Source organism: Tardiphaga sp. 20_F10_N6_6, assembly GCF_052076045.1.
GTDB classification, from domain to species: domain Bacteria; phylum Pseudomonadota; class Alphaproteobacteria; order Rhizobiales; family Xanthobacteraceae; genus Tardiphaga; species Tardiphaga robiniae.
On the sequence record NZ_CP197239.1, the window covers coordinates 6,202,618 to 6,222,208 of the forward strand.

19 protein-coding genes and 1 riboswitch are annotated in these 19,591 nt (G+C 61.9%); of the genes, 7 read left to right on the plus strand and 12 right to left on the minus strand.

Going from position 1 to position 19,591, the window contains the following annotated elements; all coding sequences use genetic code 11:
• Positions 1–3: 3 nt before the first annotated feature.
• The 4 genes from thiS to AB7813_RS29630 all read right to left on the minus strand — a co-directional run bounded on the left by thiS (position 4) and on the right by AB7813_RS29630 (position 2,896).
• Positions 4–201 carry a sulfur carrier protein ThiS gene (gene thiS, locus AB7813_RS29615; RefSeq protein WP_068732274.1) on the minus strand — a complete coding sequence of 66 codons (198 nt, stop codon included), beginning with the start codon at positions 199–201 and terminating at the stop codon, positions 4–6.
• Entirely contained in the window at positions 192–1,229 is a 1,038-nt protein-coding gene (locus tag AB7813_RS29620; protein ID WP_439082803.1) for an FAD-dependent oxidoreductase, read from the minus strand. Before AB7813_RS29620 ends, thiS begins: the two co-directional genes overlap by 10 nt.
• Positions 1,217–1,361: riboswitch (TPP riboswitch) on the minus strand. (Overlaps the previous gene by 13 nt.)
• Positions 1,362–1,425: 64 nt before the next feature.
• The gene (locus tag AB7813_RS29625; RefSeq protein ID WP_439082802.1) at positions 1,426–1,935 is read right to left on the minus strand and encodes a hypothetical protein; all 510 of its coding nucleotides are present in this window, start codon (positions 1,933–1,935) and stop codon (positions 1,426–1,428) included.
• Positions 1,936–2,389: 454 nt separating this feature from the next.
• A complete protein-coding gene (locus tag AB7813_RS29630) occupies positions 2,390–2,896 on the minus strand; it encodes a transglycosylase SLT domain-containing protein (RefSeq protein ID WP_439082801.1) in 507 nt (168 codons plus the stop codon).
• 219 nt (positions 2,897–3,115) lie between these two features.
• On the opposite strand from AB7813_RS29630, the gene AB7813_RS29635 reads away from it, so the two are divergent.
• Complete coding sequence (locus AB7813_RS29635; protein ID WP_439082800.1) at positions 3,116–4,603, plus strand: hypothetical protein; 1,488 nt, start codon at positions 3,116–3,118, stop codon at positions 4,601–4,603.
• 3 nt (positions 4,604–4,606) lie between these two features.
• Here the strand turns inward: AB7813_RS29635 and AB7813_RS29640 are convergent, their stop codons facing one another.
• Both AB7813_RS29640 and AB7813_RS29645 read right to left on the minus strand, forming a co-directional pair.
• A complete protein-coding gene (locus AB7813_RS29640) occupies positions 4,607–5,929 on the minus strand; it encodes an ATP-binding protein (protein WP_309946663.1) in 1,323 nt (440 codons plus the stop codon).
• A gap of 10 nt (positions 5,930–5,939) precedes the next feature.
• Positions 5,940–6,677, minus strand: a complete 738-nt coding sequence (locus AB7813_RS29645; RefSeq protein ID WP_093760564.1) for a response regulator — start codon at positions 6,675–6,677, stop codon at positions 5,940–5,942.
• A 170-nt stretch (positions 6,678–6,847) separates the two neighbouring features.
• On the opposite strand from AB7813_RS29645, the gene AB7813_RS29650 reads away from it, so the two are divergent.
• From AB7813_RS29650 to AB7813_RS29660, 3 genes are all read left to right on the plus strand, one after another.
• Positions 6,848–7,441, plus strand: a complete 594-nt coding sequence (locus AB7813_RS29650; protein ID WP_439075659.1) for a hypothetical protein — start codon at positions 6,848–6,850, stop codon at positions 7,439–7,441.
• A 157-nt stretch (positions 7,442–7,598) separates the two neighbouring features.
• On the plus strand, positions 7,599–7,976 hold the full coding sequence (locus tag AB7813_RS29655) for a PRC-barrel domain-containing protein (RefSeq protein WP_439063325.1): 378 nt from the start codon (positions 7,599–7,601) through the stop codon (positions 7,974–7,976).
• Between the two features lie 79 nt (positions 7,977–8,055).
• Complete coding sequence (locus AB7813_RS29660; protein ID WP_439063326.1) at positions 8,056–8,598, plus strand: PRC-barrel domain-containing protein; 543 nt, start codon at positions 8,056–8,058, stop codon at positions 8,596–8,598.
• 99 nt (positions 8,599–8,697) lie between these two features.
• Here AB7813_RS29660 and AB7813_RS29665 read toward each other — a convergent pair whose 3' ends face one another.
• From AB7813_RS29665 to AB7813_RS29685, 5 genes are all read right to left on the minus strand, one after another.
• Positions 8,698–10,248 (minus strand): DUF4403 family protein, encoded by a 1,551-nt coding sequence (locus tag AB7813_RS29665; RefSeq protein WP_439082799.1) that lies wholly within the window; start codon positions 10,246–10,248, stop codon positions 8,698–8,700.
• Between the two features lie 74 nt (positions 10,249–10,322).
• On the minus strand, positions 10,323–11,018 hold the full coding sequence (locus AB7813_RS29670) for a L,D-transpeptidase (protein WP_439063328.1): 696 nt from the start codon (positions 11,016–11,018) through the stop codon (positions 10,323–10,325).
• Positions 11,019–11,236: 218 nt separating this feature from the next.
• Positions 11,237–12,025, minus strand: a complete 789-nt coding sequence (locus tag AB7813_RS29675; protein ID WP_439064597.1) for an ABC transporter permease — start codon at positions 12,023–12,025, stop codon at positions 11,237–11,239.
• A 67-nt stretch (positions 12,026–12,092) separates the two neighbouring features.
• A complete protein-coding gene (locus AB7813_RS29680; protein WP_439063329.1) occupies positions 12,093–12,893 on the minus strand; it encodes an ABC transporter ATP-binding protein in 801 nt (266 codons plus the stop codon).
• A 172-nt stretch (positions 12,894–13,065) separates the two neighbouring features.
• The gene (locus AB7813_RS29685) at positions 13,066–14,076 is read right to left on the minus strand and encodes an ABC transporter substrate-binding protein (RefSeq protein WP_439063330.1); all 1,011 of its coding nucleotides are present in this window, start codon (positions 14,074–14,076) and stop codon (positions 13,066–13,068) included.
• 466 nt (positions 14,077–14,542) lie between these two features.
• Here AB7813_RS29685 and AB7813_RS29690 point away from each other — a divergent pair, with 466 nt between their 5' ends.
• Positions 14,543–15,790, plus strand: a complete 1,248-nt coding sequence (locus AB7813_RS29690) for an extensin family protein (RefSeq protein WP_439063331.1) — start codon at positions 14,543–14,545, stop codon at positions 15,788–15,790.
• 9 nt (positions 15,791–15,799) lie between these two features.
• Here AB7813_RS29690 and AB7813_RS29695 read toward each other — a convergent pair whose 3' ends face one another.
• A complete protein-coding gene (locus AB7813_RS29695) occupies positions 15,800–16,432 on the minus strand; it encodes a TetR/AcrR family transcriptional regulator (RefSeq protein ID WP_309946654.1) in 633 nt (210 codons plus the stop codon).
• 185 nt (positions 16,433–16,617) lie between these two features.
• Here AB7813_RS29695 and AB7813_RS29700 point away from each other — a divergent pair, with 185 nt between their 5' ends.
• Both AB7813_RS29700 and AB7813_RS29705 read left to right on the plus strand, forming a co-directional pair.
• Positions 16,618–17,850, plus strand: a complete 1,233-nt coding sequence (locus AB7813_RS29700; protein WP_439063332.1) for an HlyD family secretion protein — start codon at positions 16,618–16,620, stop codon at positions 17,848–17,850.
• Positions 17,851–17,864: 14 nt separating this feature from the next.
• Complete coding sequence (locus tag AB7813_RS29705; RefSeq protein ID WP_439063333.1) at positions 17,865–19,448, plus strand: DHA2 family efflux MFS transporter permease subunit; 1,584 nt, start codon at positions 17,865–17,867, stop codon at positions 19,446–19,448.
• Positions 19,449–19,591: the final 143 nt, after the last annotated feature.

Consider the following 19,591-nt stretch of genomic DNA (forward strand, 5'->3'; position numbering starts at 1 on the left):
GAATTAGCCTCCCTGCCGTGGCGTGATGATCTCGATCTCGTCGCCGGCCTTCAGCGGCGTCTGCGCCCACGCGCTGCGCGGCACAACGTCGAAATTCAGGGCAATGGCGCAGTGCGTGCCTTCGTAGTCCAGTTCCTGCAGCAGCGCGCCGACATGCGACGCCTCGATCTCGCGGTGCTCGCCATTGACGATCACTTGCATTGCATCACCTCATTGTCGATCTCGCCCCGCTTGATATAGTTGAGCGTCAGCTCCGCCAGCGCAGGCGCCAGCAGGAAGCCGTGGCGATAGAGGCCGTTCACTGCAATCGTGTTCTTGTCGATCGCAATGCGCGGCAGGTTGTCAGGAAAAGCCGGCCGAAGTCCCGATCCGAATTCGAGAATGCGCGCTTCGGCAAAGGCTGGATGCACCGCATAGGCAGCGCCGAGCAGTTCGAGTGCAGAGCGCACGCTGACGCCGGTGTCCTCGCCTTCGATGGAGGTCGCACCGAGCATGAAGCGATTGTCCGCGCGCGGGATCACGTAAAGTGGCCATCGCGGATGCATCAGGCGGACGGGGCGCGACAGCTGCACCTCCTCGGTCTCGACGATGATGATTTCGCCCTTGACGCCGCGCAGCTTCGGCGTGCTGGCATCATCACGCGCCGCAAGCCCGCGGCAATCGATCACCAGACCGTCGAGATCTTTCGGCTGCTGCTCGCTGTTGTATTTGATAATGCCACCGGCGGCGGTGATCCGCGCGTGCAGTTGCGGGAGCACGCGGCGGGGCTCCACATGGCCTTCGCCGGGATAGAACAGCCCGTCGCGAAACCGGCCTGCGAGCGAGGGCTCGATCTCGGCGACGCCAGCCGCATCGAGCCGCGTATGGCCGGAGGTCATTTTCGCGAAACGCTCGAAATCGGCGCGGTCGCGCGCATGCGCCACGACCAGCGATCCGTTGAATGGTGTGTCAGGCAATTCCTCGCGCCACAGGTCGAGCGCGCGCAAGCCGAGTCGCGACACCACCGGCTCGGAGACCTCGGCTTCGCACCAAGGCGCCAGCATGCCGCCGGCCCAATGGCTGGTGGCGTCGCGCATACCATCGTCGCTGCGCTCATGCAGCGTCACAGCGTGACCGGCCTTGGCCAGCATCAACGCCTGCCAAGCGCCGGCAATGCCAGCGCCAATCACTGATATCGATTGACCCGCCACGGGAGAGTCCCCGTGCGGAGATTGCGTAGCCTGAAACATCCCTGTCCCTTCGCCGGCATGACCCGGATCAGGTTCAAAGGGTCACCGCGGTCTCGCGCGCCTCTTCCGGAACAGGAAAAGTGCAAGCTTGCGGTATCTCAGCTCCTCGTCGGAGCCCCCCTCGGAACGACTCTAATGTAAACCTATGGATGGGCGTGTCAACGCGGCCCCGTCTCGTCGTGAGTGCGGGACTTGCCTATCGCGGTTCGCCAGTTGTTATCCAGGCTGGCATATCAGGGGAAAGATCGCGATTTTCCCGAAAAATTCTGATTTTTCGCTCCTGCTCGGACAGAAAAATTAGTCTGGCTTCGCGGCCGATTTCTCGATGATAGGAACCCGCCTGAACGCCGTAGAACAAGAAAAGAGTGAACAGAAAAACACTAAAGCCGACCAAAGATCGATTTTTCACGTCGATACCGAATAGGTAAATATTGAGGCCACCGACGAGCGTGAGGACTGCCGGAATGATCGTCCCGACCGCGGGAGAGCGGCTGACGCCAGTCAGGTATCCTGCGACAAAGGCAACTAGCGAAATCGGCAGCGCAAATCCGATTCCAACAGGCAGGTTGGCTCGCAGTTTTGTTGAGTAGGGCAGTAAGGAGTTCTGCAGAGAGAAGACGAACGCAAAGAGAGCGCCCGCTAGTGCACCGAAAATGAGAGGCTGCGAAATGACCGCAAAGAACGAGCTGGTGCCAAATTCAAGCATCAGATTGCGTTTTCGAACCGCTTAGACTTGGACCACGGCATGTTTGCTGTTGGTGGACCCATGTTGATGGGACAAAGACCTTGAGCAAAGCAGTCGCTCAGCTGCTTCTTTCTTGCGACATCGAATTTTTCCGAGAACGATGCTGCACAAATTTCTTGGCAAAGTTGTTTCGCGTCCTTCTGGAGCGGGCCTTTTGCCGGTCCGGGCTCGGTCGCGAATGACGGGGTGACAACCATTAAACAAAGGGCAAAGGCCAACCGACCATACATAGAATCATCTCCCGAATTTCGAAGATGCTTGCTTTTATTATCCGTACAAAATCAACTTAAAGTAGCATTTTGGCTTGAATAACGCCAGCGAAAAGCAGTGATATCTTCACGTTACCAATGCTTATATGCGTGAACGCAGTGATCGGTGCATGTGTTGGCCGACCCCGATTTCAATGTGGCGGGACTTACGGCTTCAAAGCCTGCGCGTTCGCATTGTCCGTGTTCTGCAGGTGCAGGCGCTCGGCGTCCTTGGCGAAGAGCGGCTGATGCGGCGGCGCGGAAACCTCGCGGCGCTGGCGCTTGGCGGCATAGTAGTAGCCGCCGGCATAGTAGGACACCGCGCGATTGTGATTGCCGTTCGCAGCGCGGTAGGCGCCGGCGAGATATTTCACCGCGTAAGTGAGATTGGTGTTGGGATCGCGGAGGCCTTCGGCGGTGCCGGTGTAGCCAACGCCGCGCGCGGTCGCGAGCTTGATCTGCATCAGGCCGATGGTGCCGCCGCGGCCGATCAGATTGGGGTGATACTTGCTTTCGCGCACGATCACACGATGCACCAGCGCCTCGGGCACGCCATTGGCCTGGGCATGGGTGGCAACCATGGCGTCGTAGTCGGCACGCTGCTGCGCGGATGCCAGTTGCGGAAGAGCGGCAACAGCCAGAAGCGTCGCCAGGGACAGAGAAATGCGTTTCATGAATGGTCTCGAAAACTTCGTTCCCCCGCCAGTAGCGGAGGCAGCCTTTCAGACGGCCTAAACCATCCGATTCAATTATCCGAGATGAGGGCTCGAATTGAGTCTTTCTGTAGGCCAGATTCGCGAGTTCCGCCCGATATTTACCCCAAATTATGCCCTCTCGTGGTTTGCTGCGGTATTCCGGCGCTTTTCTTGCGACTTTCCAGGGGCATGCCGAGCATGACGATGTCCGCCACCCATCCCGTCGTAACGCGCAAAACGATGCACGGGCTGCTCCCGCTCTGGGTGGGGATTGCGGTCTATACGCTGTGGCTCGCGGCGGGCAACGCCCTCCTGAGAGATCCGGATGCGTATTGGCAGATCGCAGTCGGGCAGTGGATTCTCGATCACCATGCGGTGCCGACGACCGATATCTACTCGTTCACGATGTACGGCCAGCCATGGATCTCGACCCAGTGGCTGTCTCAGGTCCTCTACGCGGTCGCCTATGCCGGCTCTGGCTGGACCGGCGTGGTGGTGCTTGCTGTCGCTGCGCTGGCCGTGACAATGGCGCTGTTGGCGCGCTTTCTCGATAAGCGCCTGCCGGCCACGGTGACGATCATTTTCGTCGCGACGGCTCTTGCGCTGATGGCGGGGCATGTTGTTGCGCGGCCGCATCTGCTGGCGATGCCGGTGATGGTGGCATGGGTCGCCGGCCTCGTGAATGCGATGGATCGCAAAAGCGTGCCATCGTTCTGGCTGCTGCCGCTGATGGCGCTTTGGGCCAACCTGCACGGCGGCTTCATTCTCGGATTGGCGCTGATCGGTCCGATCGGCATCGATGCGATCTGGCATGCACCGAAACCTATGCAGCGATCATTGCTGCTGCGCTGGGCGCTGTTCGGCATTGCCGCGCTGGCAGCAAGTTGCGTGACGCCCTATGGCTGGGACTCGCTGCTGGCGTCGCGTCGCATTCTCAATCTCGGCGAAGCGCTGGCGCTGATCGGCGAATGGCGGCCTGCGAATTTCAATCATGCCGGGCCTCTGGAACTGACCGTGCTGGCAGCGTTCGCGCTGGCGCTGTGGCGCGGCATCACGCTGCCGCCGATGCGCATCGTGCTCGTGATCGGCTTCGTGTTCATGGCGCTCAGTCACGTGCGCAACGCCGAAGTGCTGGCGCTGCTGGCGCCGATGGTCTTGGCGACGCCGCTTGGCCAACAAATCGGTGGACCTCAGATGCCGGCGGCCAATCATGTATCGCCGTCGCGGCATCTGCTGTTCGCGGGGATCGCGATCTGCCTGATTGCCGGAACGTTCGTACTGGCGTCCGTGCAGCGCTACATGCCGCTCGAGGCGGCTGCGCCCGCGAAGGCGGTGACCGAACTGCAGAAACTCAAACTCAGTCGCGTGTTCAACGATTACGACTTCGGCGGCTATCTGATCGCGCGTGGGGTGCCGACCTTCATCGATGGCCGTACCGAATTGTTCGGGACGAAGCTGATGGTCGACCACAACAATGCCAGCGGTCTGATCGAGCCCGACAACCTGTTCCGGCTGCTGAAGGATTACGACATCGAGGCGACGTTGCTGCGAACCCAGAGCGCGGCCACCAAGCTGCTCGACCGCGTCGATGGTTGGGAAAAGATCTATAGCGATGACATCGCTACGATCCATCTGCGCAAGCCGGGTGCGGTCCACAGCGTCGCGCCTGCGGTGAAGGCGAACTGAGCGCTACGCTGCGGCTCTGTCCGTATCGCGTGCCGGCAGCGTGATGCGGACGATCAGGCCACGGGGCTGGCGATCCAGCAGTGTCAATTCGCCGCCATGGGCCAACGTTACGGCGCGGGCGATCGACAGGCCGAGGCCGAAGCCGGCAGCTTCATGATCCATATTGCGGGCGTCGTCGCCGCGTACGAAAGGCTGCAGCATCGCGCTCTTTTGTGCGTCCGAAATGCCAGGACCGTCATCGGCGACGTCGATGATGGCGCCGCCCTCGGACATCGTCAGAGAGATATTCGCTTCCGAGCCGAACTTCACGGCGTTCTCGACCAGGTTGGTCACTGCGCGATGCAGATCGTCGGGCCGGGCCATCGCCATGGCATGGGAGGGGCCCTGATAGGTCACCATATGCCCGATGTCGGCAAATTGGTCGGCGATCAGCTGCAGGGTTGTGGCGATATCCGTCAGCGTCATCTCTTCCAGCCGGCGGTCGTTGCGCAGGAACGAGAGCACCGCTTCGAGCATCGATCGCATCTGGTCGAGGTCGCGCAGCATGTGGCGGCGATGGCCGTCGTCCTCGATGAATTCCGAACGTAGACGCAGCCGGGTGATCGGCGTGCGCAGGTCGTGGCTGATCGCGGCCAACATCTTGGTGCGGTCGTCGATCAACGTGCCGATGCGCTCGCGCATCCGGTTCAGCGCGCGTGCCACCGATCGGATTTCTTCGGGGCCGCGCTCGGGCAGGGGCTCAGCCGAGCCGTTCAGGCTGAACTCTTCCGCTGCCTTGGCAAAGGCCGAAAGCGGCGCGGACAGCATGCGGGCCGCCCACAGGCCCAGCAGCGTCAGGCTGATCACCACGAACAGAAACGTCAGAACCCAGGGACCGCCCAGAAAGAAGCCTGGTCGTCGCTCCGGCAGACTACTGAAGGAGAACATGTCGCCGTCCGGGAGGGTGACCCCGATCCGGTCCGGCGCGCCACCGATCGTCAGCAGTCGCGCGTCGGAACCAAGCAGCCGGCGTAAGCTGTGACGCGGATAGTCGGGGCCATTGTCGGTTGTGATCGTTGCATCCCGAGGGACTGGCCGGATATCGAATTTGGGAAAGGCGTTTTTCAGATTGACCAGAAGTTCCGAGCGATCGGCGATCGGTGTCGCCTTCAGCAAGCGAACGATCGCGATCAACTCGCCGTGGCCACGATCCCGCTCCTGATCATTCGGGTCCGGTCTCATCAGCGTGAACAGCAGCGAGAGAACGATGTGGATAGCCACGATCGACATCACCACCAGGGCGGTGATCTGGCCGCTGATCCGACGCAGATTGAGGACGCTGAACATCTCGATGAAACTAGTTGGTCGTCGCCGTTGCGACCGCTTCCACCGTCGGCGTAAACATGTAGCCGCCCGAACGCACCGTCTTGATCATTTGCGCGTCCTGCGGGTCGACCTCGATCTTGCGGCGGATGCGGCTGACCAGCACGTCGATGCTGCGTTCGAACGATCCGGCGCTGCGGCCTTGCGTGAGATCGAGCAGGCTGTCGCGCGACAGCACGCGGCCGGAGCGCTCGACAAAGGCGCGCAGCAGATCGAATTCGGCCGAGGTCATGGCGACGCGGGCGCCTTCGGGATTGCGCAATTCGCGCAGGCGCAGGTCGATCTGCCAGCCGGCGAATGACAGCGCCGTGGCGTTCGGCGTGGCGCTGGCATTGAGCGCCGTGGCCTGTCGGCGCAGCACTGCATTGATGCGTGCCAGCAATTCGCGCGGATTGAAGGGCTTTGGCAGGTAGTCGTCGGCGCCCATTTCGAGGCCGAGGATGCGGTCCACGTCTTCGCCGCGCGCCGTCAGCATGATGATCGGCAGTTGCGACTCGGCACGGACCTTGCGGCACAGGCTGAGGCCGTCTTCGCCGGGTAGCATCACGTCGAGGATCAGCAGGTCGACACGGGTGTCGGCCATCACCTTTTCCATCTCGCGCCCGTCGGCAGCGGTGGTGACGTTGCAGGAATTGGTACGCAGATACTTCGCGATCAGCGTACGGGTTTCGCGGTCGTCTTCTACGACCAGGATGTTCGGTACGTTTGCCATGCGAACTCTTTTGGCCGGGATCGGCGCGGGCTGCAGAAGTTTTTTGTTTCGGACTATTGCTGGTGGCTGAGGCGCAACAAACCGCAACATGTCAGCAAGGCAATAACAAGACCTCGTTAAGAAGGTTAACCGCAAGTTGCGAGCACTAAGCAAGCACCTTGGAGCAGATCATGACCTCTATCTCGGCTGCGTCCAGCAGTTCCTACCAATCCCCCCTTCAGAAACTGCAGCAGGAGCTGCAGGCCGAGCTTTCCTCCGGAAAGATCAGCAGCGGCGATCAGGATGCGCTGTCCTCTGCTTTAACCGATATCGACTCGTCGCTGCAGGCCGACCGTTCGAGCCAGAGCAGCGGCAGCCGGCCGTCGCCGGACGAGATGAAATCGAAGATCGACGATCTCATCAGTGCCCAGGTGTCCAGCGGCAAGCTGACCTCGGACCAGGCCACCGAATTGCAGGGCGTGTTCCAGTCGGCCTTCGCCGATGGCGGCCCGGGTGGGGCAGGCGGCGCTCGCGGTGCCGGTGGTCCACCTCCTGGCGGTGGACCCGGCGGCCCACCGCCGGCGGATAGCGCCGATAGTACCGACAGTACCGATGATACGGACAGCGCGACCAGTATCTCCGATATCATGAAGCAGTTCCTGGACTCGCTGAAGCAATCGCTGGAGGCCTCGTCTTCAAGCTCCTACAGCGCGAGCGGCACCAGCGCTACAGCATCCAGCAGCAAGGCGTCATTCACCGCCCTGCTGATCGACTACCAGACCTGATACGAAGACCGCGACGCTTACGACCAGGCTGACGCCACCATCTTTCCCGCAAGGGAAAGGTGGTGGTTTCTTTTGTGCAGGTCACTTTCGCGCTATTGCCGGAACAAGGAACACGTCCGGGCATTGTTACCCCTTCAATTGATTTATGGAGGCGACAATGACTCCCGACGTCATGACGAAGCCGCATAGCCTGATTGCGAGCGACCGGATCGAGGGAACGGCGGTACGACGTCCGAATGGCGAACGCATCGGTCATATCGAACGTCTGATGATCGACAAGATCAGCGGCAAAGTGTCCTACGCGATCCTGAGCTTCGGCGGCTTTCTCGGCCTCGGTTCGAACCTGCTGCCACTGCCTTGGGCGCGACTGACCTTCAATCGTGAACTCGATGCTTATCAACTTGATATCAGCGAAGAAGAATTGCGCAGCGCGCCGTCATTCACCGAGAAACGCGAGTTCGACTGGGGCGACAGGTCGCAGGAGGAAGCGCTGCATCGCCACTACGGCGTCGCACCCTATTGGGGCGAATTCTAACGACCAATTTCGGTGGAACCGGAACAGTCATTGTACCTCCGCGTTGGTTTTGGACGACCCACAACGACAGGAGGAACATATGTTCAAGAAATACATGACGGCTGGTATCGTTGGTTCGGCGTTGCTGGCAACCGCAGCTTTCGCGCAGAGCCCGAGCGCAACTACGACAACCACAGCCCCGGCAGCTGCGCCGGTCACCGCATCTGATACGACGTTCAATGGCAACTGGCGTACATCGAAGGTGGTCGGTCTGAGCGTATATAACGAAGCCAATGAGAGCCTCGGTTCGATCAACGATCTCCTGACCGACAAGCAGGGGAACATCAAGGCCGTGGTGATCGGCGTCGGTGGTTTCCTCGGTGTCGGCGAACGCCTGATCGCCGTGCCTTATGACAAGATCAAATTCGTGAACGAGCCGGTCGCAACAATGGCGTCTTCAACTGGCGGTTCATCGGGCATGAAGTCGACCACGCCGCCAAGCGGCATGACCACGGGTGCAGCCACCTCGGGTGCAGCTCCCGCAGCCGCCAAGGCTAATCCTTGGTACCCCGACCATGCGGTGCTCAGCGGCGCCAGCAAGGATCAATTGAAGGCGATGCCTGAGTTTAAGTATGCGATGTAAGGCCTTTTTGCGTCACGTTATGATAACGCGAGCCAAGAACCAGTAAGCTGACGATAAGGGCGCGCCCGTTTTGCGGGTGCGCTCTTCATCGCGTTGAATCTACAGCCCCGGTAAGGCCGTCACATTCACATTGATGGCGCCATCGGCTTCCGCGATCACCCGGAGTGTTTTGGAATCGAAGGCGATCCCGCCAAGGCGGAGGCTGCTGATCTCGGCGCCGACGCGGATGCCGTTTTCGTTCTTCTGGAAGTCGGCGATGACGGCGGCGATCTTCTTTTGCGCGTTCGAGGCAAAGGGCTTCAGATCGATGGTCGCACGTTCAGCCAGCGTCTTCTGTAGCAATGGCATGGCTGCACGAGCTGCCGCGCCGAGCAGGCCGAAGGCTGCTTCTGATTCAACGGCAAGTTCCAGATCGGTAAAGCGCAGCGTCTGTGCCGCCTGATCAAGCGCAGGCTTGCCCCAGACATGGACGGTTGCTTCGCCGCCAAGACCGAACCAGCTCTGCTTCTCCTTGGCATTCACCAGCAACGAGATGAGCAGGCGGTCGCCGGATGCCGAGACAGTTGCCTTCTTCACCGTCACTGCGACCGCGCCGGAATTGTCTTCCGGAAATGTCTTGCCGACGAGTTGCGCCTCGATGATCTTGTTCAGTTCGGTGAAAGGCATGTCCACGGGCACACCGATGCTGAGTTTGCCGGGGCCGGGCGGCACGATGGTGAGTGTGGCAGGGAACGGACAATTCGGCTGCGTCTGCGTTGAGGTCACGCGTGTTTCGGCCTCGACGCCGAGTGTCAGCGTCAAATTGCTGGCATCGATGCGCGGCTGGGCGGCGACGGCGCGCGTCGGCTTCAGTTCGATGAACAGGTTCTGCAATGCGCTCGCACCTTGCAGCGGGATCGACCGGCAGAGTTTGGCCCATTCGCGCCGGGCATTCTGTTCGAAGGCAGGATCGTTGCGCAGGCGCTGCTGCAGGGCGATGATCTGCTCGTTGACCGCATTGTCGATCATCGGCTTGACCTGCGCGGGCACATTGATGCGGGCACCGGCGACCGCGACATTGGTGTCGCCGAGTGTCACCTGAGCGGTCAGGTTCGGGTCGATCCGCCAGTTCGGCGTCAGCCGCGGCTGCGCCGAGACCACCACATTGCCGCGGATTTCCGCATTGGCATTGACGTTCTTGATGTTGATGTTGCCAAGCTGCTTGGCAACATTGCCGCCGAGCAGGTTGCCGAGCGCGCCGCCCAGCGCATCGCGCACATTCGTCGAGATGGCGCCGGTGACATTGAGCGTGCCGCTCAGTGGCGTGGACATGGTCAGCGTGTCCTGCGCGCCAGTCGCCGCGATCGGACCGCGTGCGGCGGTCCACTTGATATCGGCATCCTGCAGCAATTGCTGTACAGGATTGTCCGCCGTGCCGTTGAAGCTGCGCGGTGCGCCGCGATCGGCGGCATCGCGGATCGCGGTGAGTGCAATGGCGACCGGCGCGATGATGCTTGAACTGCGTGCGGGTGAGGGTGGCAGTGGCGGCAATGCGACCAGCACCGGCGCCGATCCGGTGCCGCGCGGAGCCACATAGTCCATCACCTTGAGTGCGACCACGAAAAAGACGGCGACCAGCACCGCGCCGATGAGAATTGGTTTCAGACGCATGATGTCCCCGCTCGAAAACGCGGGGACATTACAATGCTGTGGTGACGCGCGCCAGTTATGAACCGTGCCCGACTTTAGCCACGCTTGCCGCTTGCGCTGTCCGCACGGCGATCCATCGGCAGCACGATCACCTTGGTGCCGACTGTGACGCGGGAATACAGATCCGACACGTCCTGATTGGTGAGGCGGATGCAGCCCGACGAGACCTGCGTGCCGATGGTCTCCGGCATATTGGTGCCGTGGATGCGATAGATGGTGCCGCCGAGATACATGGCGCGGGCGCCGAGCGGGTTGCCGGGACCGCCGGCCATGTGGCGCGGCAGATAGGGCTGGCGTGCGATCATTTCAGCGGGCGGGGTCCATGCCGGCCATTCGGCCTTGCGAGTCACGGTTTGTACACCGGACCATGTGAAACCATCGCGGCCGACGCCGATGCCGTAGCGGAGCGCCTGACCGTTGCCGAGCACGTAATACAGATAGGTGTTCGGCGTATCGACGATGATCGTGCCGGCGGCCTCGCGGGTCGGATAGTTGACGATCTGCCGCCTGAAGCGCGCGGGCTGTTCGATGGCAGAGCGCTCGTCATCCATCTGCGGCGACTGCACATAGGGCGCAGGCTCGCTCTGGACCGGCGGCGCCATGAAGAACGGAAACAGCGGCAGCGGCGTTGCGGCTGCCGGATGGGCAAAGGAGAATGCGCCGGCAAGGAGCGCGCCGATTGCAACGGCAGCACGGCGAATTTTTCGTTCGAAAGAAGCGAGGGTGATCATGGGAATCTCCGTTTGAGCGCCTGTAAATGAGCGCCCGTTCGGCGCCTCGTTGGCAGGAGATGTACCCAGCGGCCGTTTCAGGAGATTTGCGTCAATTCTGCAAAACGGTTTCGTCGCGGCGGGGAAATGTGTCGTCGCGGGGGGAGGCGGACAACATTGTTGCACCGGGAATGACCGCCGGCGCGCTGATTTGAATCAAGCGCGCCGGGCTTCAGTGGTCACTCGTTAACGGTGGTATCCGGGCGCCAGGTCAGCAGCCGGTTTTCGATCATGGTCAGGATCCATTCGGCCAGCAGCGCCACGATCGCGATAACGATCATCGCGGCGAACACGCCGTTGGAATCGAACGAGCCCTGTGCGGTCGCGATCAGCAGGCCCATGCCTTCGCGGGCGCCGAGGAATTCGCCGACGATGGCGCCGACCAGCGCGAAGCCGAACGAGACATGCAGGCTGGCGAGAATCCAGGACAGCGCCGAGGGCAGCACCACAGCGCGGGTCATCTGCCAGTTGCTGGCGCCGAGGATGCGTGCATTGGCGATCAGGTTCTTGTCAGCCTCGCGTACGCCCTGGAAGGCATTGGCGAACACCACGAAGAACACCATCACGACGGCCAGTGCGATCTTCGATGCCGCGCCAAGGCCGAGGGCCACGATGAAGATCGAGCCGAGCACGACGCGCGGGATCGAATTCGCGACCTTGATGTAGATCGAGAACACGTCTGACAGGAGTTGGTTACGCCCCAGCGCGATGCCGCACAGGATGCCCATGGCTGAGCCGATCAGGAAGCCGGCGCCGGCCTCGTAGATCGTGACCCAGATCTGTTTCCAGAGCGGGCCGATCGAGGTGCCGTTCTCGGTCCAGTCTATCAGTTTCAGGACGATGCCGGAGGGCTGGCCGAAGAAGAACGGATCGATCAGCTCGAAGCGCACGCCGAATTCCCAACCGCCGATCAGGAATACGAGAACGGCAAGCCGCAGTACCAGCACGAGGCGCTGATGGCGGCGCATGCGCTGGACGGCGGTCTCGATGCGGCCGTCGGTGGCAAGGGGTGTGGTGATTGTCGTTTCGGTCATTCTAGTGTCCCGCCCGGGCGCGCAACACTTCCTCGCGCAGGTCGTCAGAGATCTTGCGCGCAATGGCGATGAAACGTTCGTCGTAGCGCAGCGTCGCGACATCGCGTGGACGCGGCAGGTCGATGGTGTGGACGGATTTTACCCGCGCCGGTCGTGTGGTCAGCACCGCGACGCGATCGGCGAGCAGGATGGCTTCGTCGAGATCGTGGGTGACGAACAGCACCGCCGATTTCGCCTGCGCCCAGAGCTGCAGCAATTCCTCCTGCATCAATTCCCTAGTCTGCACGTCGAGCGCGGAGAATGGCTCGTCCATCAGCAGCACCTGCGGATTGTTGATGAAAGTCTGCGCCAGCGCCACGCGCTTGCGCATGCCGCCGGAGAGCTGATGCGGATGATGATGTTCGAAGCCCTTCAGGCCGACACGAATGATCCAGCCGCGCGCGGTGGCCTCTGCCTTGTCTTTCGCCACGCCGCGAAACAGCGGCCCGGCCATGACATTGCCGAGCACGTCGCGCCACGGAAACACGGCGTCCTGCTGGAACACGAAGCCGACGCGGCGATCGACACCGGTCACCGGCGCATCGAACAATGTGACCTCGCCGCCTTGTGGGCGGGCGAGCCCGGCGATCAGTCCGAGCGTCGTCGACTTGCCGCAGCCGGTCGGGCCCACCACGGCCATGAATTCACCGGGCGCGATGGTGAGGTCGAAATCCTCAAGCGCGGAGAGAACGTCACCCGAAGGCGTGACGAAGCGGCGCGCGACGTTCTTCAGCGCGACGGCAGAGGGTGCGGGAGCATTCATGATTGCATTCGCTTTATTATCAGAGTCGTTGTTGAAGTCGGCGGGTAAAGCGCGCTCGTTCTGCTCCCTCCCCCCTTGCGGGGGAGGGTCGGGGAGGGGGGTCCACAAGTGACGTCCCTTGTGGCTACCCCCACCCCCGGCCCCTCCCCGCAAGGGGGAGGGGAGAAGGGCCTCAGTTCGTCGCGTTGGCTTTGACCACGAAATCCGTGGTGTACGTCTTGGCGAGGTCGATGGTCTTGCCCTTGAGGTTGGGCGAGAAGCTGTTCAGCACGCTCAGCACCGATTCCGGCGCACCCGCCGGCATCATGCCGTCGACCGAATATTGCGGCTTGCCTTCCTTCAGGCCTTGCACATAGAGGTCGAGTTCGCCGGCATAATAGTCCTTCGGCATTTGAGCGGCGATTTCCTCCGGCGAGTGGCTGTTCATCCACTTCAGCGTCTTCACGAAGGCATTGACGACCTTCTGTGCCGTCTCCTTGTTCGCTTCCATCCAGGCGCGGTCCATATAGAGACACGCGGCCGGATAATCGCCGCCGAGCGCAGCGCGGGTGCTTTCCGGCGTCCGCAGATCGATGCCGACTTTGGCCGTGCCGTTCTTCACCGCGCGCGCCACCGTCGGCTCCGTGGTCATGCCGGAAACGATCTTGCCCTGCTGCATGGAAGCCAGGAACGTATCGCCTGCGCCGACCGGCACCAGTGTGTAGTCCTGCATCTTCAGTCCCGCCTTGGCGGCGAGCGCGCGGGTCAGGAAGTCGGTGGCAGAGCCGAGGCCGGTGACGCCGAGCGCCTGGCCCTTCCAGTTGGCGGGATCCTTCAGCTTGTCGGCGTCGGCGGCTTTCACCAGCACGACTTCGCCAGGCGCGACGGCGAATTGCACCACCGAGGTGATGAACTTGCCCTTGGACTGCAAGTCGATGGTGTGATCGTAGAAACCGACCACGCCTTGCACTTCGCGCGCGAGCAGGGCGGTCGCCGCCTGTGAGCCGGAGGTGGAGTTGAACAGTTCGACGTCGAGCCCCTGTTCCTTGAAGAATCCGAGCTGCGCCGCGAGTTTCGCCGGCAGATAGATCTGCTTGTCGATACCGCCAACCATGATCTTGATCGGGGTTTGCGCCGCAGCAGGGGCTGCAAGTGCAGCGGCGAGTGATACAGCCGCAATGGCTGCGGCAAAGAATTTGCGCATAGGCGTTTCCTGACTTCTGAATTCGGCGCTGGTCTACTGCGCGGGCGGTTGTCCCGGTCCATGCGCAAGCGCTCGTAACGGGGCATCAGGCCCCGGCCTGCGTCAAACTGTCAATCGGTTACTGGCAGGTCACAACAGCAAAAAGCGCCCGCTCGGGAGAGCGGACGCCATAGGTGAGAAAGCTTTATGGGATTAGGGCTCTACAGCACGCCAAATACGATAGCGCCGACGAAGGCGATTGCCGCATAGGCGGCCACAACGCTCAGTTGGCCGAACATAGTCATGGGAACCCTCCCTTTGACGTTGTCGCGCGGAGTAACGCGAAAGCTGGCGGTCCGTTCCCGCAGAAAAGAGAAGGAAGTCGACCAACTGCGGCCGTAGCGGTACGAGCGTCGGCAACATGGTAAATCAAACGTGAATTCAATGCGTTGAAGAGTCTTTAAAACATTTCGACCACCTTGCGCGAATGACGCGCAGAGTTCGTTTGTATCTCGTCGGCTCCGTCGTCCTTGTTTCGCTTGCGGGTTGCGGACGCGGTCTGTTTCAGACCCAGGAACGTGAACCATGGCGTGCCGAGGCAGAGGTCGCATGTCTCAAATCCGGCACGGTGAAAGAGGGCGCTGATCTCGTTCGGATCAACCCGATTTCCGGGCCCGGTGTCTGCGGCGCTGAATTTCCCTTGAAGGTCGCAGCCCTCGGCGAGGCCAGCAGCAGCTACGGTTTTGCCGATGAAACCTTGCGGCCGCCTGGCGGCATTAGCGGTGCAAGCCAGCCGCATTGGCCGGTCCAGCAGCAGCCACAAACCATGGCGCGCCCCGCCAGCAGCTATCCGAATTCCTATCCGCAAGCCGCGCCGCAGCAGCCGTCCTATGGCGGTTCATCCTATGGCGGCGCTGCCAATAACGGACCGATCTCGCTGAACGCGCCGGGCGTGCCGCCGGACAATGAAGACGAAATCGAATTGCCGCCAGAAGGTTCGCCCCAAACGATGCGCGCGCCGCAACAAGAGCAGCCGCGCGCGCCTTACGGCCGCTATAGTTCAGGTGTGCAGCAGAGCCAGCCGCCGCAGGACTATGCCCCACAGCGTCTTGGACCGGGACAGGGCAATGTCACGGGCTCGGTCGGCCCCGTCGTCGTGAAACCGACGGCGACGCTGGCCTGTCCGATCGTCTCGGCACTCGACAAGTGGCTCGCGGAGTCCGTGCAGCCGGCAGCGATGCGCTGGTTCGGCGTCCGCGTCGCCGAGATCAAGCAGATCTCCGCCTATTCGTGCCGTGGCATGAACGGCAATTCGCGCGCGCACATCTCCGAACATGCATTCGGCAACGCGCTCGATATCTCTGCCTTCGTCCTCGCCGATGGTCGCAGCGTCTCGGTGAAGGCAGGCTGGAAGGGCATGCCGGAAGAGCAGGGCTTCCTGCGCGACATCCAGGGCGGCGCGTGCCAGGTCTTCAACACCGTGCTAGCGCCGGGCTCCAACGTCTATCACTACGATCACATTCACGTGGATCTGATGCGCCGGCCCAAGCGCCCGGTGATCTGCCAGCCGGCGGCCGTGTCGGGCGAGGAGATTGCCGCGCGCGCGCAAAGCCGCAATCCCTATGCCGGGCGCAACAACAATGACTACGGTGGCGTGACCGGCTCGATCGGCCGCACGGCCAAGAAGTCGACGCGCAAGTCGCCCGATGACGAGGACTTCTACGAGAACGAATAGACCGGCTTGTCAGATGCGGTAGGCCGCGAGGAACATCCGCACCGCACTGTCGACGACCTTGTCGATCTCCGCGCGCGTCGGTGTCGGCTTGGCCTGGAAGATGAAGGGCTGAAACAGCGTCGCCTGGCAGGACATCATGAATTGCGCGGCGGCCAGTTCGGTATCCTTGATTTCCAGTTCCTTCGCAGCGACGCGGGCATCGAGATAGGCCGCGACCTGCCGGATCGCGTGCGCCAGCACCGCTTCATAAAAGCGTTTGCCGACATCGGGCATGCGTTCCGCAATCGCCATCACGGTACGGATCGCCGAGCCGCCGCCGGGCCGACACAGCAACTGGATATAGGCGCGGCCGAACTCGCCGAGGGTGGTCACCGCATCGCGTTCCGGATCGAGATTGAAGACAGCTTTGCCCTGCTCGAGCTTCTCCTGCTCGACGATCGACTCAAACAGCGCGCTCTTGTCGGTGAAATAGACGTAGAGCGTGCCCTTGGAGACGCCGGCGGCACGCGCGATCTCGCCCATGCTGGCGCCGTCGAAGCCCAGATCCAGGAAGACTTTTCGCGCACCGTCGAGAATTTGGCGGCGCTTGGCGCTGTCTTCCTCGCCGACAGGCGAGAGGGGGGCAGGGTGGGAGGCAACCATTCGTTCAGCCTGTTCGATGAATCAGCGGGATATCGCCCGCGATGAAGCCGGAATAACGCGAAATCGTGATGAACTGACCAAACTCTATCTTGACCGAACCGTTCGGTCAATTTACATATTGCCGCAGCAAGCGGGGACCCGGCATGTCCGATGGTGTCCGCATTCTCACGTTTGAGGAGGCCGGAATGGCCGGACCACGCGACCAGGCTGCCCGTATCATTCGCCCCGAAGGCGAGACTGACAGCGCGCCGGTACGCGTCGTGTCGCCCGCAGCGGATGAACCCGCAGCCCGCGGTCCTGCGGATGCGCCCGCACCTGAACAGCCCGCCACAGCAGCACCGGCCGCGACCGCGCAGACCGCTGCGCCAAAATCCGGCAAGAAGAGAAAAATGCTGCTCGGCGTCGGCGCGCTGCTCGCCATCGCGGGCGTCTATTATGGCGTGAACTATTATCTGGTGGGCCGCTTCATCGTCTCGACCGACGACGCCTATGTCCGCGCCAGCAACACCACGCTGGGTGCGCGCGTATCGGGCCACATCGCGCAGATCCTGCCGGGCGACAACGTCGCGGTGAAGGCCGGCGAGGTGATCTTCAGGATCGATGACGGCGACTATCGCATCGCCGTCGATGCCGCCAAGCGCAAGATCGACACCCAGAAGGCCACCATCGAACGGATCGGCCGTCAGGTCGGCGCGCAGGAAAGCGCCGTCGAGCAGGCACAGGCCCAGCTCGCATCGGCTGATGCCGCCGCCAATCGCGCCACGCTCGAATTCGACCGTCAGGAAACGCTGAGCAAGCAGGGTTTTGCCTCGCGCTCGGTCTACGAGACCTCGCAGTCGAACCGTGATCAGACCTCGGCTGCCGTCAAGGCCGCGAAGGCATCCGTCGACTCCGCCAAGAGCAGCGTCGAAGTGACGAAGGCGCAGCAGAACGAAGCCCGCGCGCAGCTCGCCGAATTGCAGAGCGCGCTGGACAAGGCCGTGCGTGATCTCGACTTCACGATCGTGAAGTCGCCGGTGGATGGCATCTTCTCGAACCGTCTCATCTCGACCGGTGATTTCGTTTCGATGGGTCAGCGTCTTGGCAATGTCGTGCCGCTCAACGACGTCTATATCGATGCCAATTTCAAGGAGACGCAGCTGCGCCGCCTGAAGCCGGGCCAGCCGGTCTCGATCGAGCTCGACGCCGATAGCAGCCGCGCCATCGAAGGCACTGTGGAAAGCCTCGCGCCAGCCGCAGGCTCGGTGTTCACGCTGCTGCCGCCGGATAACGCCACCGGCAACTTCACCAAGATCGTGCAGCGTGTGCCTGTGCGTCTCAGGGTGCCGGCTGACGTTGCCAAGGAAAACCTGCTGCGCGCCGGCATGTCGGTCTATGTCCGCGTCAACACCAAGCCGGGTGCAGAACCCGCGCGCTAAGTCAGGACAAGCAGATGTCCACGACAACCACCGTGTCAGGCGCACCGCCGGCCGCTCCGGCTGCGGACTATGTCGCGCCGAAACGCCTGATCGCGTTTCTGATCATGGTGTTCGGCATGTTCATGTCGATCCTGGACATCCAGATCGTCTCGGCATCGCTGTCTGAAATCCAGGCCGGATTGTCCGCGTCGTCCAGCGAAGTCTCCTGGGTGCAGACGGCCTATCTGATCGCGGAAGTGATCGCGATCCCGCTGTCCGGTTTCCTCTCGCGCGCGCTCGGCACACGCTTGTTGTTCGCCATCTCCGCCGCCGGATTCACCTTCGCCAGCCTGATGTGCGGCTTCACCTCGTCGATCGAGCAGATGATCCTGTGGCGCGCGATCCAGGGCTTCCTTGGCGCCGGCATGATCCCGACGGTGTTCGCCTCGGCCTATACGGTGTTTCCGCGCTCGAAATTCCACATCGTCGGCCCGATCATCGGTCTCGTCGCGACGCTGGCGCCGACCATCGGCCCGACGGTGGGCGGCTACATCACCGATGCGCTGTCATGGCACTGGCTGTTCTTCATCAATGTGGTGCCGGGCATCGGCATCACCATCGGCGTGCTCGCGCTGGTGGATTTCGACGAGCCGCATTTCGAACTGCTCGATCATTTCGACTGGTGGGGCCTCGGCTTCATGGCGGGTTTCCTCGGTTCGCTGGAATATGTGCTGGAAGAGGGGCCGCGGAACGACTGGTTCGGCGACACCTCGATCGCGATCTTTGCCGTTGTCTGCGTTGTGAGCTGCGTGGCGTTTTTCTGGCGCGTGTTGACGGCGAAAGAACCGATCGTCGACATCCGTGCCTTCACGGATCGCAATTTCGCGCTGGGCTGTCTGTTCTCGTTCTGCGTCGGCATCGGGCTCTACGGCCTGACCTATCTCTATCCGCGTTATCTCGCCGAGATCCGCGGCTACAGCGCGCTGATGATCGGCGAGACCATGTTCGTCTCGGGCGTTGCGATGTTCCTGACGGCGCCGCTGGTGGCGCGTCTGATGCAGAAGATCGACATGCGCTATCTCATCATGACGGGATTGGTGCTGTTCGCTGCCGGCACATGGCAGATGACATGGGTGACGCGCGATTTCGATTTCTACGAATTGCTGCTGCCGCAAATCCTGCGCGGCATCGGCATGATGATGGCCATGGTGCCGATCAACAACATTGCGCTCGGCACGCTGGCGCCGCAAATGCTGAAGAACGCCTCCGGCCTGTTCAACCTGACGCGCAATCTTGGCGGCGCACTCGGCCTCGCGCTGATCAACACCGTGCTCGATCACCGCACTGATTTCCACATCACCCGGCTGCACGACAAGGTCACCTGGGGCAATGCGCAGGCGGTCGAGATGCTCAACATGTTCACCCAGAAGTTCCAGGGCATGGGCGACGCCTCGCGGATGGCCATGAAGCAGCTGTCGCAGATCGTGCATCGTCAGGCCGTCGTGATGAGCTTTGGCGACGCGTTCTTCGCGCTGTCGGCGTTCTATGTCGGTCTCAGCCTCATGGTGATGCTGCTGAACAAGCCCAGCAATCCCGCGGCTGCAGGCGGCGGACACTAGAGCGTTTTCGAGCGGGATGCCGGTTCGCGTCAAGAAAACGCGTCAAAACAAAAAGCTAGAGCGGCTGGAGCAGTTCTATCGCCAATCAGCGATTGAAGCCGGCCATCATGTTGCCAAAAGTCGCCGGCACATCTATAAAACTA

What these genes read in the sequence shown, in the direction of transcription:
- thiS (WP_068732274.1), bottom strand. Translation starts at nt 201, where the DNA reads ATGCAAGTGATCGTCAATGGCGAGCACCGCGAGATCGAGGCGTCGCAT.
- AB7813_RS29620 (WP_439082803.1), bottom strand. Translation starts at nt 1,229, where the DNA reads ATGTTTCAGGCTACGCAATCTCCGCACGGGGACTCTCCCGTGGCGGGT.
- AB7813_RS29625 (WP_439082802.1), bottom strand. Translation starts at nt 1,935, where the DNA reads ATGCTTGAATTTGGCACCAGCTCGTTCTTTGCGGTCATTTCGCAGCCT.
- AB7813_RS29630 (WP_439082801.1), bottom strand. Translation starts at nt 2,896, where the DNA reads ATGAAACGCATTTCTCTGTCCCTGGCGACGCTTCTGGCTGTTGCCGCT.
- AB7813_RS29635 (WP_439082800.1), top strand. Translation starts at nt 3,116, where the DNA reads ATGACGATGTCCGCCACCCATCCCGTCGTAACGCGCAAAACGATGCAC.
- AB7813_RS29640 (WP_309946663.1), bottom strand. Translation starts at nt 5,929, where the DNA reads ATGTTCAGCGTCCTCAATCTGCGTCGGATCAGCGGCCAGATCACCGCC.
- AB7813_RS29645 (WP_093760564.1), bottom strand. Translation starts at nt 6,677, where the DNA reads ATGGCAAACGTACCGAACATCCTGGTCGTAGAAGACGACCGCGAAACC.
- AB7813_RS29650 (WP_439075659.1), top strand. Translation starts at nt 6,848, where the DNA reads ATGACCTCTATCTCGGCTGCGTCCAGCAGTTCCTACCAATCCCCCCTT.
- AB7813_RS29655 (WP_439063325.1), top strand. Translation starts at nt 7,599, where the DNA reads ATGACTCCCGACGTCATGACGAAGCCGCATAGCCTGATTGCGAGCGAC.
- AB7813_RS29660 (WP_439063326.1), top strand. Translation starts at nt 8,056, where the DNA reads ATGTTCAAGAAATACATGACGGCTGGTATCGTTGGTTCGGCGTTGCTG.
- AB7813_RS29665 (WP_439082799.1), bottom strand. Translation starts at nt 10,248, where the DNA reads ATGCGTCTGAAACCAATTCTCATCGGCGCGGTGCTGGTCGCCGTCTTT.
- AB7813_RS29670 (WP_439063328.1), bottom strand. Translation starts at nt 11,018, where the DNA reads ATGATCACCCTCGCTTCTTTCGAACGAAAAATTCGCCGTGCTGCCGTT.
- AB7813_RS29675 (WP_439064597.1), bottom strand. Translation starts at nt 12,025, where the DNA reads ATGCGCCGCCATCAGCGCCTCGTGCTGGTACTGCGGCTTGCCGTTCTC.
- AB7813_RS29680 (WP_439063329.1), bottom strand. Translation starts at nt 12,893, where the DNA reads ATGAATGCTCCCGCACCCTCTGCCGTCGCGCTGAAGAACGTCGCGCGC.
- AB7813_RS29685 (WP_439063330.1), bottom strand. Translation starts at nt 14,076, where the DNA reads ATGCGCAAATTCTTTGCCGCAGCCATTGCGGCTGTATCACTCGCCGCT.
- AB7813_RS29690 (WP_439063331.1), top strand. Translation starts at nt 14,543, where the DNA reads ATGACGCGCAGAGTTCGTTTGTATCTCGTCGGCTCCGTCGTCCTTGTT.
- AB7813_RS29695 (WP_309946654.1), bottom strand. Translation starts at nt 16,432, where the DNA reads ATGGTTGCCTCCCACCCTGCCCCCCTCTCGCCTGTCGGCGAGGAAGAC.
- AB7813_RS29700 (WP_439063332.1), top strand. Translation starts at nt 16,618, where the DNA reads ATGGCCGGACCACGCGACCAGGCTGCCCGTATCATTCGCCCCGAAGGC.
- AB7813_RS29705 (WP_439063333.1), top strand. Translation starts at nt 17,865, where the DNA reads ATGTCCACGACAACCACCGTGTCAGGCGCACCGCCGGCCGCTCCGGCT.